Source organism: Psychroflexus salis (genome assembly GCF_014640175.1).
GTDB classification, from domain to species: Bacteria; Bacteroidota; Bacteroidia; order Flavobacteriales; family Flavobacteriaceae; genus Psychroflexus; species Psychroflexus salis.
The window spans coordinates 73,068-87,870 of sequence record NZ_BMGL01000001.1 but is presented as its reverse complement, the minus strand read 5'-3'; the positions used below and the strand labels follow the sequence as shown (position 1 = coordinate 87,870).

Annotated in this window: 13 protein-coding genes; 5 read left to right on the top strand and 8 right to left on the bottom strand. The window is 33.8% G+C overall.

Annotated elements, in window-relative coordinates:
* The first annotated feature begins 64 nt into the window (after nucleotides 1-64).
* Nucleotides 65-2,128 (top strand): methionine--tRNA ligase, encoded by a 2,064-nt coding sequence (gene metG / locus IEV63_RS00355; RefSeq protein ID WP_188404771.1) that lies wholly within the window; start codon nucleotides 65-67, stop codon nucleotides 2,126-2,128.
* Nucleotides 2,129-2,165: 37 nt separating this feature from the next.
* A complete protein-coding gene (locus IEV63_RS00350) occupies nucleotides 2,166-3,005 on the top strand; it encodes a mechanosensitive ion channel family protein (protein ID WP_188404770.1) in 840 nt (279 codons plus the stop codon).
* A 72-nt stretch (nucleotides 3,006-3,077) separates the two neighbouring features.
* On the opposite strand, the gene tsaB is transcribed toward IEV63_RS00350, so the two are convergent.
* From tsaB to IEV63_RS00320, 6 genes are read right to left on the bottom strand one after another with little or no spacing between them, the layout of a single operon-like run.
* Nucleotides 3,078-3,755, bottom strand: a complete 678-nt coding sequence (gene tsaB, locus IEV63_RS00345; protein WP_188404769.1) for a tRNA (adenosine(37)-N6)-threonylcarbamoyltransferase complex dimerization subunit type 1 TsaB — start codon at nucleotides 3,753-3,755, stop codon at nucleotides 3,078-3,080.
* A gap of 15 nt (nucleotides 3,756-3,770) precedes the next feature.
* On the bottom strand, nucleotides 3,771-5,216 hold the full coding sequence (locus tag IEV63_RS00340; RefSeq protein WP_188404768.1) for a TolC family protein: 1,446 nt from the start codon (nucleotides 5,214-5,216) through the stop codon (nucleotides 3,771-3,773).
* Nucleotides 5,217-5,242: 26 nt separating this feature from the next.
* The gene (locus IEV63_RS00335) at nucleotides 5,243-6,367 is read right to left on the bottom strand and encodes an efflux RND transporter periplasmic adaptor subunit (protein ID WP_188404767.1); all 1,125 of its coding nucleotides are present in this window, start codon (nucleotides 6,365-6,367) and stop codon (nucleotides 5,243-5,245) included.
* 30 nt (nucleotides 6,368-6,397) lie between these two features.
* Complete coding sequence (locus IEV63_RS00330) at nucleotides 6,398-7,657, bottom strand: ABC transporter permease (RefSeq protein WP_188404766.1); 1,260 nt, start codon at nucleotides 7,655-7,657, stop codon at nucleotides 6,398-6,400.
* Between the two features lies 1 nt (nucleotide 7,658).
* Nucleotides 7,659-8,900, bottom strand: coding sequence for an ABC transporter permease (locus IEV63_RS00325; RefSeq protein ID WP_188404765.1), 1,242 nt, complete (start codon nucleotides 8,898-8,900; stop codon nucleotides 7,659-7,661).
* Nucleotides 8,893-9,594 (bottom strand): ABC transporter ATP-binding protein, encoded by a 702-nt coding sequence (locus tag IEV63_RS00320; protein WP_188404764.1) that lies wholly within the window; start codon nucleotides 9,592-9,594, stop codon nucleotides 8,893-8,895. Before IEV63_RS00320 ends, IEV63_RS00325 begins: the two co-directional genes overlap by 8 nt.
* Nucleotides 9,595-9,756: 162 nt before the next feature.
* Between IEV63_RS00320 and IEV63_RS00315 the strand changes: the two genes are divergently transcribed.
* Complete coding sequence (locus IEV63_RS00315) at nucleotides 9,757-12,027, top strand: T9SS type A sorting domain-containing protein (protein WP_188404763.1); 2,271 nt, start codon at nucleotides 9,757-9,759, stop codon at nucleotides 12,025-12,027.
* 167 nt (nucleotides 12,028-12,194) lie between these two features.
* Here IEV63_RS00315 and IEV63_RS00310 read toward each other — a convergent pair whose 3' ends face one another.
* The gene (locus tag IEV63_RS00310; protein WP_188404762.1) at nucleotides 12,195-12,614 is read right to left on the bottom strand and encodes a CBS domain-containing protein; all 420 of its coding nucleotides are present in this window, start codon (nucleotides 12,612-12,614) and stop codon (nucleotides 12,195-12,197) included.
* A 60-nt stretch (nucleotides 12,615-12,674) separates the two neighbouring features.
* Nucleotides 12,675-13,631: an NAD-dependent epimerase/dehydratase family protein gene (locus IEV63_RS00305; protein WP_188404761.1), complete on the bottom strand. Its 957-nt coding sequence runs from the start codon at nucleotides 13,629-13,631 to the stop codon at nucleotides 12,675-12,677.
* Between the two features lie 189 nt (nucleotides 13,632-13,820).
* Between IEV63_RS00305 and IEV63_RS00300 the strand changes: the two genes are divergently transcribed.
* Both IEV63_RS00300 and IEV63_RS00295 read left to right on the top strand, forming a co-directional pair.
* Complete coding sequence (locus tag IEV63_RS00300) at nucleotides 13,821-14,312, top strand: hypothetical protein (protein WP_188404760.1); 492 nt, start codon at nucleotides 13,821-13,823, stop codon at nucleotides 14,310-14,312.
* Nucleotides 14,313-14,326: 14 nt separating this feature from the next.
* Entirely contained in the window at nucleotides 14,327-14,803 is a 477-nt protein-coding gene (locus IEV63_RS00295) for a nuclear transport factor 2 family protein (RefSeq protein ID WP_188404759.1), read from the top strand.

Sequence of the window (14,803 nt, the reverse complement as noted above, 5' to 3'; positions counted from 1 at the left end):
CTAGCCATATCTTGCATATGCACAATCTTAAAAAATACCTACCTTTGCGCCATAAATTTTGAACATGAATCAACCCAAACGTTATACTATAACTGCGGCTTTGCCTTACACCAACGGTCCAATTCATATTGGTCACTTAGCTGGCGTGTATATTCCTGCAGATATTTATGCACGCTATTTAAAACTAAAAGGAGAAGATGTGCTTTTTGTATGTGGAAGCGACGAACACGGTGTGCCTATTACTATAAAAGCCAAAAAAGAAGGAGTTTCGCCACAGGATGTGGTTGATAAATACAACGGAATTATTAAAAAATCTTTTGTAGATTTCGGAATTCGATTCGATAATTACTCCAGAACTTCTGCAAAAGTACATCACGAAACGGCTACATCATTCTTTAAAAATTTATACAAAAACAACAAATTTGTTGAAGAAACTTCTGAGCAGTTGTATGATGAAGAAGCTAAACAGTTTTTAGCCGATCGATTTGTAACGGGAACGTGTCCAAAGTGTGGCAAAGAAGAAGCTTATGGCGATCAGTGCGAAAAATGTGGAACTTCGCTTAGTGCTAATGAACTCATAAATCCAGTTTCGGCCATTACTGGAAACAAACCCATTACCAAACAAACCAAACATTGGTATTTACCGCTAGATCAATACAGTAATTGGTTACAAAAATGGATTGTAGAAGACCATAAAATAGATTGGAAACCCAATGTTTATGGGCAATGTAAATCTTGGATAGACGATGGTTTACGTCCTAGAGCAGTAACTCGCGATTTGGACTGGGGAATTCCCGTTCCGGTTGAAGGAGCCGAAGGAAAAGTGTTGTATGTTTGGTTTGATGCGCCTATTGGATATATTTCTGCATCAAAAGAATGGGCAAAACGCGAAAATAAAGATTGGGAGCCTTACTGGAAAGACGAAGAAACTAAACTGGTTCACTTTATAGGAAAAGATAATATTGTGTTTCATTGCATTATTTTCCCCGTAATGTTGAAAGCTGAAGGCAGTTATATTTTACCCGATAATGTGCCTGCTAACGAGTTTTTAAATTTAGAAGGACAAAAACTTTCAACTTCAAAAAATTGGGCAGTGTGGTTGCACGAATATTTAGAAGATTTTCCTGGGAAAGAAGATGTTTTACGCTATTGCTTAACCGCTAACGCACCAGAAACGAAAGACAACGACTTTACTTGGAAGGATTTTCAAACTAGAAACAATTCTGAATTGGTCGGTATTTTTGGTAATTTTATAAATAGAGTAGTGGTCTTAACCAATAAATATTATGCTGGAAAAGTTCCAACTAAAACTAATTTTGAAGCCATTGATATTAGCGTACTTCAGGAAATTAAAAAATTTACAACTACAATTGGGAACTCTATAGAAAAATACCGTTTTAGAGAAGCGCAAGCTGAAATGATGAATTTAGCGCGCTTAGGAAATAAGTATTTAGCAGATGAAGAGCCATGGAAAAAAGCTAAAACAGACCCAGAGCGAACAGCTACCATAATGTATGTTGGTTTACAAATTGCATCAGCTTTAGCTGTAATTGCAGAACCATTCTTGCCTTTTACTAGCGAGAAATTACGCCAAATGCTAAATCAAGATCAAATGGGTAAAATTTATTGGAATGATTTAGCTGAAGCTGAAGACTTACTCCAAGAAGGCCATCAAATAAATCAAGCTGAATTGCTTTTTACTAAAGTTGAAGATGTCGAAATGCAAACGCAACTCGATAAATTAGAAGCTATCAAAAAAGAAAATGCTGAAGAAGTTACTGCAATCGAACCTGCCAAGGAAGAAGTCGATTTTGAAGACTTCACTAAATTAGATATGCGTGTAGGAACTATTGTTTCTGCCGAAAAAATTGCAAAAGCCAAAAAACTTTTGCATCTAAAAGTAGACACAGGCATCGATATACGAAGTGTAGTTTCTGGCATAGCTGAGCACTATACTCCAGATGAAATTCTTGGAAAAAAAGTAGCCGTAGTTGTTAATTTAAAGCCTGTTAAATTAAGAGGTGTACTTAGCGAAGGCATGATTTTAATGACAGAAAACACCGATGGAAAATTAATTTTTTTGAATACGGATAAAAATGATGTTAAAAATGGTAAAATTATTTCTTAATATTGCTAATTGTAACTAACTAAACAAATTAACTAAAATGAATGAATCAGTAGAAAATTTATCAACATTTGCCAAAGAAGGACTTCAGACTTTAATTGATTATTTGCCTAGTGTTGTAGGTGCTTTGATAACACTAATCTTGGGTTGGTGGGCAATTAAGTTTATTACCGGAAGAGTTAAGAAAGTTATGGAAAAGCGTGAAGTAGATCCTGGCGTTCGTGGTTTTGCCATTAGCATTATTAACATCGCTTTGAAAATTCTACTTATTATTGCTGTTATAACAGAGCTTGGTATAGAAACTACTTCTTTTGCTGCTATACTGGCCGCCGCTGGTTTAGCAATTGGTTTAGCACTTCAAGGATCGCTTTCTAACTTTGCAGGCGGTGTTTTAATTATTGTATTGAAGCCTTTTAAAGTAGGTGATTTTATCGATGCTCAAGGAGAATCTGGAACAGTTACAGAAATCAGTATTTTTTACACAAAAATAACTACAATTAACAATCAGCGTATTGTTATACCTAACGGTCAGTTATCAAACAATAAAGTAACTAACTACAGTTACGAGCCAACGCGTAGAGATGTGGTTCCTGTAGGAATTTCTTACGATAGTGATATACAGAAAGCTAAAGAAGTGTTATTAGACATTTTAAATAAAGATAAACGCACTTTAAAAGACCCTGCACCAGTTGTTGTTGTAACTGGATTAGGTGATAATTCGGTAGATTTATCTGTTCGTTTTTGGGCCAAAACATCAGATTTTTGGGACTTACATTTCGATTTTATTGAAAAATTGAAAACCGAATTAGAAGCCAATGGTGTTTCTTTCCCATTCCCACAACGCGATGTACACTTATACAATATGGATAAAGAAAACTAGATTTATCTATATTTAATAAAAAAAGCTGCTCCAATTAATTGAAGCAGCTTTTTTTATTTAAACTAATTAATTTTAAACAAGTTTTTTAGGTTTTCCTGCAACAAAATCCTTTAAATAAAAGGGTTCAAAATATGCCGTATCTTCAAATTTTTCTTGTTGAAATTTCTGAAATGCAATTTTGGCTTGTTCCTTAGCTGAAGGTACTAAAGATGTATAAAAACTAGCATTGGGATGCAAACATATTTCTTCAAATTTGGAAGCTGCAGAACCTATAAAACTCACTTTGTTTTTGGCTAAAAAAGCTTCAAATGAATTTGATACTAAAATTGTGGCTTCAACAGGGCTTAAATATTCATGTTCAGCTGAAAAAACCTGTGTGTAAGCTTCCATTCTTCTGGCATCTAGCATAGGTATAATTAAACCAGATTTTACTTTAAGTTGAAGCGCCAAAGCTTGGAGAGTTCCTACAGAAATTAAGGGAATTTGTAAGCCAAAAGCTAAACCTTTAGCAGCCGAAACTCCAATACGTAAACCTGTATATGAACCAGGTCCTTTGCTAATTGAAACTGCATCGAGTTGGTGCATATGTATTTCAGCTTCTCCTAAAACGGCTTCAATAAACGCATGCAAATTTTCAGCATGACTGTAATTAGCCGAATTGATTTCTTTTAAAGCAAGTACACTTCCCTTGTTCGATAAAGCTACAGAACAATTAGTTGTTGCACTTTCTATGTGAAGTATGTTTGCCAAATTTTTTGTTTCGGGTTAATATTCAACAGGGCGAATACCAAAAAATAATTCTAATACTTTTATTTGAAAAATAAAATTATATTTCGCTTGGATTAATTGGTTTTCTGCATTGGTTAATCTAAATTTAGATTGGGTAAATTCAAAGCCGTTAGAAATACCCACTTCGAAACGCTCTTGTGCATAATCAAAAGCAGTTTGTTGCGATTCTACTGCCTGTAAAGCTGCTTCATATGCTTTTGCGGCGCCTTGTGCATCTAAATAAGCCTGATAAACATTCGATTCTAAATTCAATTCAATTTGTTCTAATTGAAATTCGCTTCGTTCTACGTTAATTCGACTTCTAGCTACTTGATTTCGTACAGAAAATCCATTAAATACAGGAATGTTTAATTGTAATCCAAAAGCGTAACCATAATTGTTTTCTAATTGATCGAAAAACGGGTCAGCACTTACGGTTTCTAGCAAGAAATTAGGACGAACTACTTCGTCTCCTGTGTTTTGCACAATACCAATAGTCTCAGTCGGATTGTTTGGGTCGATTCCACTAGAAATTACATTTTCTCTGTTCGATTCTCTAGAGTTGAAGTTAAAGAAGGCATTTAAACTAGGGTAATATTGACTTTTAGCTAATTCTAAATCTTTTTGTGCTAATTCTACATCTTGTTCGGCTACCAAAATTTCGTAGCGTTCTTGTTTTGCTTTTTCAATAATTTCAGATGGAGTTTTTTCTAAAATTTCAGTGATAGGAATGTCGTAATCTTCGTCTGCAATATCAAAATTTTCGTAATCTTTAATTAATAGATTTTGAGCGAGACCAATTAAGCTAACCTGTACATCGTTTTGCGCAATAGCAATTTGTCTTAATTCATCTGCATTTTGAGCTCTAATTTCTAGTATTTCTCCTTCAGGAATTGAACCAACATCAACCAAGGCTTGCGTTTGTTTTAATTGTTCTTGGGTTACTTTATTTTGTTCTTCTAGAACAATAAGGCTTTGCTTGCTAACCAATACTTGCAAATAGGAGTTAGCTACAGCTAAAGAAATATCATCCTTAATTTGGTTGAGGTTGTATGTGCTGGCTAAGCGATTAATTTTTGCACGTTCAAACTGCCGTAAGTTAGCTAATCCATTAAAAATAGGTACGCTAGACGTTGCGTTAACCGAGAAGTTACGATTTACTTGCTGCTCTAAAATACCAGTTGTAATGTTTTGGGTTAAACCAGACACCCATTGGTTGTTGGCACCAACATTCAAGGTAGGCAAATAATTGCCAATCGCTTCTTTTATATCAATATCCGCGTTTTCTACATCTAATTGCGTTTGTTTTACGCTAATATTGTTTTCGAGAGCGTGTTGTATACAAGCTTCTAATGTCCATTTTTGTGGTGTTTCTTGTGCATAAAAAGTTGAGCTAGTTGCTAATAGAAATGCTGTAAGAATAAAATTATATATAATTTTCATAGGATTAAAATTTGTGTAGATGCAACTTATCTTCTTCTTCGGCCTTGTGAAATAGGTTCTTCTACTTTATTCCAAACTTTTATGTTGTCATTTTCATCTATTCCAGATTTTATTTGAACATTAATCCCATCGCTTAGGCCTAATTCAATATCACGACGTTCAAATTTTTGATCGCCAACTTCAACTTCTACAAATGGAGCTTTGGTTTCTTTATCAAATTGCACTAAAGCTTCTTTTATGGCTAAAACATCTTCTTGTTTTTCTAAAATAATAGATGCGTTTGCACTTAAACCTGCGCGTATAAAAATACCTTTAGTTTCTTTTAAGCTGCCTTCAATTTCGAATTGAACAGCTCCATTTTCTTCAATTCCTTGCGGTGCAATATAATCTAAAACAGCATCGAAAGTAGTGTTTTCGATTGCACCCACAGTAATTTCTAAAGGAAGATTTTCTTTAATTTTGCCTACTTCAGATTCGTCTACTTTGCCTTCAAAAATCATATCGTCTACCTTAGCAATGGTAGCAATAGTTGTTCCTTCATTAAAGTTATTGGCTTCAATTACTTGGTTTCCAACTTTAATAGGAACGCTTAAAACCATACCCGAAATACGGGCTTTAATTTCTGTAGTTGCTGCATTTCCTGCATCTTTTGAAGTTCCAGTTTGAATGATTTCAAAATTTTCTTCGGCGGCTAGCACGTTTTGTTCTGCATTAGCGAAAGAGTTTTGTGCTAAATCGTAGTCATTTGCAGAAATTACTCCTTTTTCAAACAATTCTTTTTGACGATTAAAAATCTTCTTTTCGTTGTTCAAGTTAATTTTTGCTTGTCTTAATTGGTTTTTGGCTGAGTTTAAATTGTTGATGTTTGGAACCACTTTTAATTGGGCTACTAAATCGCCAACTTGAACAGTATCGCCTGGTTTTACTAGAAGTTTGTCTACAATACCAGAAATGTTAGGTTTTACTTCTACTTCTTCTCTAGGAATTAGTGTTCCGGTAGCCACCGTTTTTTTAATAATGGTTTCTTTAGAAGCTCGTTCTGTTTTAAATACTTCTGGGCTTTCTTGGTTTTTTTGATACAGATAATACAAGGATCCCCCAAATAGGAATACTATAATTAATAGAACAATAATAGTTAGCGCTTTTTTCATTGTGTTATTTGTTATTAGATCTTATGATTTTTATTCAGTTCTTAAGGCATCTACAGGTTTTATTTTTATGGCATTTTGTGCTGGTATAAAGCCTGCAAATAATCCAGCGATTACAAGTATAATTAAGGCTGTTACTACGGTTGGTAAGTCTACACTAGGGTTAACAAAAGGAATGTCGCTATCTTTCGGGAGAACTTTATTTATAATTGATAAAATGCCCGTTGCAAATACAATTCCTGCCATTCCAGCAACTAGAGTTAAAAATACAGATTCGAACAAAACTTGTCCGCGAATATTCCAAGGTGTTGCTCCCAATGCACGACGTACACCAATTTCGTTAGTGCGTTCTTTTACAACAATTAACATAATGTTGCTTATTCCAATTACACCAGAGATTAAGATTAAAATTCCCACAAAATAAGCTACTGCATTTAAAGCGATAAATAAACCTTGAATTTTAGAAAATTGTTCGTATAAATCAAAATTCCCGATAGCACGGTCATCTTCTGGATGAATGCGATGATTTATTTTTATAATGTCGAAAATGTTTTCCTTTAAGTTGGTAATTGAAAAATTATCTTTAGCTGTTATGGCCATCCATCCTACAACTTCGCCATAATTAAAAGCTTGCGAAAAGGCTGTGAATGGAGTGTAAATTTGTTTTTGGTCTTCTTCTGCATTTCCGCCACCAAAACCGCGTTTTTTGTAAACACCAATCACCATAAAATTTACACTCTGAATTTTAATATAAGTCCCCAGCGGATTTTCATCAATTTTATAAAGTTCTTTTAAAACTCCTTCACCAATTACAGCAACTTTTCGTTTATTTTCTATGTCATTTTGATTGATGAATCGGCCCCTTAAAATTTTCATAGGTTCTTGTTCTTGTATATCTGGATAGTCTCCATACACATTAAAAGCCCCATTTTTTAAACCTCGAACTACATTGTTGTCGCCCCCAAAACCACCAAGTTGATTTCTAGGTGAAACGTATTTTAAACCATTTACTTTTTGCTTTATAGCAGTTACATCGTCTAAATCAAAGTTGTAGCGTCTTCCTTTAGGAAGTCCATCGTAAGGTTTTGATGCGGTTTGTGTCCACATAAACATAGAATTGGATGAAATGCCTGAGAAAATTTGTTTCACCCCATTTTCTAAACCATTTCCAGCAGCAAGTAAAATTACTAAGATGAAAATTCCCCAAAATACACCAAAAGCAGTAAGTACCGTTCTAAATAAATTAGACGATAAGGATTCGATAACTTCATTCCATTTGTCTCTACTAAACATATTATTCGTCTCTTAAGGCATCTATAGGTTTAATTTTGGCGCCACGCCAAGCTGGAAAAAATCCAGCAATTGCTCCTGCTACAATTAAAATAATGACTGTGCTTAATGCAATATTGAAATTTACTGAAGGGTTTACTAAAAAGTCTAGTTCTATCATTGGGCCAAAAAATTCTAGTAAACCCAGTGCAAAAATTAAACCCATTATTCCCGAAAATGCAGTTACAAAAATGGATTCGTGTAAAACCATTCCAACTATAGACATGGGTTTGGCACCTAAAGCTTTTCTAATACCAATTTCTTTGGTGCGCTCTTTTACAATAATTAGCATAATATTACTCACCCCTATAATTCCTGCTAATAAAGTGGCGATACCTACAAACCAGAAAAATAGCTTCATAGAAGAGATGAGTAAGTAAATTTCTTTAGTGTTTTCAATGTTGTTGCTAATGTATATTCCGCTTGTATCTAAAGGGTTAACTAAAAGCTTTGCTTTTAATTGGCGTTCAATTTCAGCAGTAAATTGGTTAGACTCGGCTAGTGCTTCATCATAATTATCTATTTTAGGTAAGGTGAAACCCATAGAACGTATGTTATTTCCAGCACCAAACACAACCTGTGCTGTTGTAATAGGAATGTAAACTCTTGCTTCTTCTCGGTCGCCCCCAGGATCGGTGTAAACGCCAACTACTTTGAAATTTAATCCTCCTAAACTTACATATTTACCAAGTGATGATTCATCTTTAAACAAATCTTTTTTTACACGATTCCCAATTACAATATGCTTTTCTAGTTGATTTAAATCAGTTTCATTGATGTATCGTCCTTCTATAATTGAAGCATTTTCTAAATATTGAAAATCGGGCATTACACCTTGAATTCGATAGCTGCCAAATTCTTTTTTGTAAGAAATTAATCGGCTCCAAATTTGGTAATCTGCAGACTTGTATTCTACTTTTTCTTTTCCGCTTAAGGCAAGTTCGTAATCTTCGTTGGTAAACTGTATCCTTCTTCCTGGATTTAAGCCTTTATATTCTAGGGTAGTTGTTCCAGGATAAATATTAATAATGTTAGAGGCATCATTTTGAAACTGTTTTTCAATTCCATTTTGCATGCCTTCACTAACTCCTAATAATATAATCAATATAAAAATACCAGATGCAACCGAAACTCCTGTTAAAAAAGTACGGAGTTTATTTTTACTAATGGTTTCAAATATTTCTTGCCAACGTTCTAGACTAAACATGCTCAAGCGCTCTTACTTGTTCTACTTTTTCGTCTTTAATTATGACACCATCTTTTAAATGTACAATACGTTTTGTCATTTGTGCTATATCTTCTTCGTGAGTTACAACTAATATGGTTTTGCCTTCGTCATTAATTTGCTGAATTAAATCCATTATTTCGTAAGAAGTTTTTGTATCTAATGCTCCTGTTAATTCGTCTGCAAGTAATACTTTTGGATGGCTAGCTAGAGCTCTAGCTATAGCAACACGTTGTTTTTGTCCACCCGAAAGTTCGTTGGGTTTATGTTCTGCCCATTCTGCTAAGCCAACTTTTTCAAGATAACTCATGGCTCTATCATTGCGTTCGCCTCTAGAAATACCTTGGTAATATAAAGGTAAAGCAACATTATCTAAAGCCGACTTGTAATTGATTAAGTTAAAAGATTGAAAAATAAAACCTAAAAATTTATTTCTGTAATTTGCCGCTATGCGTTCATTTAAATTTTTGATCGGAACACCATCTAAGTGATAACTTCCGGAATCAGCTTCATCTAAAATGCCTAAAATATTAAGAAGTGTAGATTTTCCAGAACCTGATGAACCCATGATTGAAACTAATTCTCCTTCTTTTACGTTAAAATTAATTCCCTTTAGTACATGTAAGGAGTTTTTGCCTATTTTGTAGGATTTGTGTAAGTCTTTAATATCAATCATAAAGATAACTTTATTTATAAGACTGTTCGGAAGTGTTTTTGTTACAAGCTTTTAATAAATTTAAACTGTTAATCTTTTGTAAATACAGATTTGTTAATGTTAAAATCTAAACTGATTTCGTTTTTTGAAATCATTAGATTAGATTGCAAAAAAAAATATAACATGTATAAAAATTTATTTACCATAATTTTTGCGCTTACAGTTACTTTTTCTTGGGCGCAGGTTACAAATGAAGGAAAACCAATAAGTTGGAAGCTTGGTGTTGAAGGTGTAAACCCTATACAACTTCCTGAATTTGATTTAAAAAAATTGCAAAATGAAGATGAAATAAATGATCAACGCGATGATATTCCATGGCGATTTGGTTATGAACATTCTGTAAGTTACGGTTTAGATAATGCAGGAGTGTGGGAAACCTTACCCAGTGGAGACCGAATTTGGTTAATTAGTTTTAAATCTGAAGGAGCAAAAACATTAAATTTCATTTTCGATAAGTTTTATATCCCACAAGGAGGAAAGCTTTATTTTTATAACAAAGAAAGAACCGATTTATTGGGTGCTTATACACATACCCAAAATACCGATGAAAAAGTTTTTGGTTCTTGGTTAGTTGAAGGTGAAGAAGTTACCATAGAATATTTAGAGCCAAAAGCACACCTAGGACAGGGCGATTTAAACATTAGTCAAGTAGTACATGGTTACCGTTCGTATACAGAAAATGAAAGTATTCAAAAAGCAATAAACGATTCTGGAGATTGTAATTTAGATGTAGATTGTCCTATTGGCGATGATTATGAAGATTTAAAAAACCATCTAAAAAAATCAGTTGCTATGACGGTAGTTGGAGGAAGTGGTTTTTGTACAGGTACTTTAATAAACAATACTGCTAATAACGGAGCTCAATACTTTTTAACAGCAAATCATTGTTTGGGTGGCGGTGTTGGAAGCTGGGCTTTCCGTTTTAATTGGACGAGTCCAAATCCTGTTTGCGCATCTTTTAATAATTCTCAAAATGGAACCTTTAATCAGACAGCAAGTGGAGCCATATTAAGAGCTAGCAATACAAAGTCTGATATGGCTTTACTAGAAATTACACCTAATTTACCAGATGCTTGGGATTTAGTTTGGGCTGGTTGGGATCGAAGTAATACTAACCCAGATTTTGAAGTAGGGATTCATCACCCGAGTGGAGATATTATGAAAATTTGTCGCGATAATGATGGCGCAACGCAAGGAGTAATCGGTTTTAATGGAGATCCGTCAATGCAAATGTGGCTGGTTAATAATTGGGAAGATGGAGTTACCGAACCAGGTTCGTCAGGTTCTGCATTATTCGACCAAAATGGAAGAATTATTGGGCAATTAGCTGGTGGAGGTGCTGCTTGTTCAGGCACATCCAACAATGGTCAATCAGATTTTTACGGTCGCTTTGCAACTTCTTGGAATTTTGGAACTACCAATAGCTCACGATTAAGTAACTGGCTAGACCCTAATAACACAGGACAAACTACTTTAGATTCTTTTCCAGCAATGGAATTACTTGATACCGATGTTTCAGTTAGCGTTAATGGATTAGATGAAGTATGTGCTGATAGTGTTAGCCCAGAAATTGTGTTAATTAATGCAGGTAACAACAGCATTACTGCATTAAATGTAGATTATGCTTTTAACAACGACGCTCCAATAACAATTAACTGGAGTGGAACACTTTTGCCAGGTGAAATAGAAATTTTAATCGTGCCTGAATATAGCCTACAAGTTGAAGAGAATGAATTTACAGTTGATGTAGATTTAGCAGGCGACGAAAACCTAAATAACAACCAGTCTATTACTAGTTTTGAAGTAGCAGAATCGGTTGGAAATGACATAGAGCTTAGCATTAACTTTGATAATTATCCGGGTGAAACTACTTGGGAAGTAACCAACTCTTCTGGTGCAGTAGTTCAAAGTGGTGGTCCATATGGTAGTGGTGATAATCCATTTAATCAAACTATTAACCTAAATAATGATGACTGTTACACCTTTACCATTTTTGATGAATTTGGAGATGGTATTTGTTGTGGATTTGGAAATGGTAGCTACAGCTTAGAAACCAATACGGGTGAGGTTATTATAAGTGGAGGTGATTTTGAATCTTCAGAATCGGTAAACTTTAATAATTTTATTACACTAAGTCAGGATACTTTTGAACTGAATAACAGTGTGAAATTATACCCTAATCCAACTAATGGGACTGTTTATATTTCAAACACATCAGCAAATCAAATAGATTTCAGAGTTTTTAATATAACAGGAAAGTTAATTACAAAAGGAACCGCTGGTTTAAACGAAACAACTATCAATTTAAATCAAGTAAATGCGGGTATTTATTTAGTAAAATTAACCGATGCAGAAACAAAAGTAACTACTACCCAAAAATTAATTGTACATTAAACAACCAACCAATTTTGTGTTATTTAACAAAGAAAGCCTTGCAATATTGCTGGGCTTTCTTTGTTTTATAGAAATATATATTTATAGTACTAATTTGGATGTATAATATCGATATGAATATTAAGAATCCCTTGGTATTAGAGAGATAAAAAAAGTAATTCAAACTACTAGTAATGCTTCAACATGTACTTAATTACATCTGTAGTTGTTACAATACCTACTAGTTTATCTTCATCTAATACAGGTAGGGCATGAAATTCTGCTTTAGTAAAAATTTCTGCAGCATCTTTTACATGATTATTAATTTGTAAAGATATTATTTGACTAGTCATTACTTGTTCTAAAGAAAACATATCGTAAATAGTGGTTTCTACTTCGTTGCCATCATCGTTAGTAGCATCAGCAAACGAAATCCTGAGTAAATCGGTATAACTTAACATGCCGATAATTTTACTTCCTTCAACAACAGGAATATGTCTTATTTTATGCTTTTTAAATAAGGATTCTGCTTTAGTAAGTGTGTCTTTTACATTTAACTTTACTAAATTTTTGGTCATTATTTTCGATACGGGAACGCTTGGTTTCATGGTCTTAGGTATTTGTTTTCAACACAAATATTCAAAAAACATGAATTTAAAACAATGATATTAATCAGTTGTACTCAACTTGTTTATGCCATTAAGCATAGATTTTACAATGTCTTTCAATTCAAATTGATGCTTCCAATTCCAATCTAAAAAAGCATTTTCATCATTAATGCTACAAGGCCAAGAGTCAGCAATTGCTTGTCTAAAGTCAGTATTATAATTAATGCTAAACTCTGGAATATGCTTTTGTATTTCTGCGGCAATTTCTTTAGGTGTAAAACTAATTCCACCTAAATTATACGAAGATCGAATTTTAATATTTGTATTTGGTGCTTCCATAATTGCTATTGTTGCTCGAATAGCATCTTCCATGTACATCATTGGCAGAGCAGTGTTCTCACTTAAAAAAGAAGTATATTTTTTTTCACGAATAGCTTCATGAAAAATCTCGATAGCATAATCTGTAGTGCCACCACCTGGCGGTGTTTTGTAGCTTATTAATCCTGGATACCGAATACTTCTTACATCTACACCATAGCGTTTGTGGTAATAATCGCACCAACGTTCTCCTGTTTGCTTGCTAATGCCATAAACTGTAGAAGGTTCCATTATGGTTTGTTGTGGTGTATGTTCTTTCGGAGTAGTGGGCCCAAATACGGCTATACTTGAAGGCCAAAATACTTTATTTATTTTTTTGTCTTTCGCTAATTGAAGCACATTAAAAAGCGTATTCATATTTAAGTTCCAAGCTTTCATTGGAAACTTTTCTGCGGTGCCACTAAGCATTGCAGCCATCAAATAAATTTCATTTACATCATAATGTAAAACGATATCTTCTAAAGCATCGTAGTTAGTAGCATCGAGTATTTCAAATGGACCAGAGTTTATAAAACTTTGATTTCCTTCTCGTATATCGCTCGCAATTACATGATCATTACCATGCTTTTCTCGAAGTGCTAAAGTAAGTTCACTTCCTATTTGACCACAAGCACCTATTATTAAAATCCTTGGCTTCATTAATTTTTATTTTCTACAAAAATACAGATAATAGGACTTATTAATGATAAATTCTTAAAATTCCGCCTAAAATATGTTTAATACTTAATTTTGAATGTTTTGTGATGTAAGTTTTTAGAATGTTTTAAATTAGCCTAAAATTCCTATTCCATGAAGTTGTTTGCTAAATTTCAAATATATTTTCTTTTCATGTTCATGCTCAGTCTGTTATTAGCTTGTGAAGACACTAAAACAACAGAAAATGAAAATCAGCAAAATAGTTTAACTCGAAAGCAAGACAGTGTTTTAAGTCGAAACATAAAATATCCTGAACAAGAAATAAAACTAAGCCTTAAAGCTGAAGCAGTAGTTGAAAAATGGATGATTTACGTAGCCATGGAAAGCGAAATAAAACGAATGAAAGCTTACAGTTTAAACGATGTAATTACAAATGCACCGAGTATTTTAAGAGTGAGCGATTCTTTATTGAAGACGGTGCCTAAAGCGTTTAGGATTAAACCCATTGAGTCTCGGATTAAAGTATTGCATACCAAAGTGAGTGTTTTAAATCAATTAGCTAAAAAACAACACATAGATTACGATAAGTTGTTTAAAACAGCCAACGAAGTTCCAGTGGATTTTTACAATTTGAATATTCAATTAAATGAAGCATTTATCGAAATGCCTAATCTAAATTTATAATGAGCTTAAAATATATGGCTAGTCTTTTTTTTCTTTTGCAACTTAGTTTTGCTGTGGCGCAACAGAATGTAGACCAACAGCTAAATCAATGGCATGAAGCTGCTGCAGCTGCCAACTTCGAATCTTATTTTTCACACTTTACAGAAGATGCCTATTTTGTGGGGACCGATGCCAGTGAACGCTGGTCGGTAAACGATTTTAAAACCTTTGCAAAAACCCATTTTAATAGTGCTCCCGCTTGGGAGTTTATTCCCGTTCAACGTAATATCGAAATTAGCTCTGATGGAAAAACAGCTTGGTTCGATGAAGTTTTAAACTCGAATCATCTTGGCGTTTGCCGAGGTTCTGGTGTTTTAATTCTTGAAAATAACCAGTGGAAAATTCAGCATTACGTACTATCGCTAATTGTCCCGAATGAATTAGCTAAAGAAGTAGCAAAATTAAAAAATAAGGCAGACCAATTAAGCTTAACCGAATTATTAGATCATTAA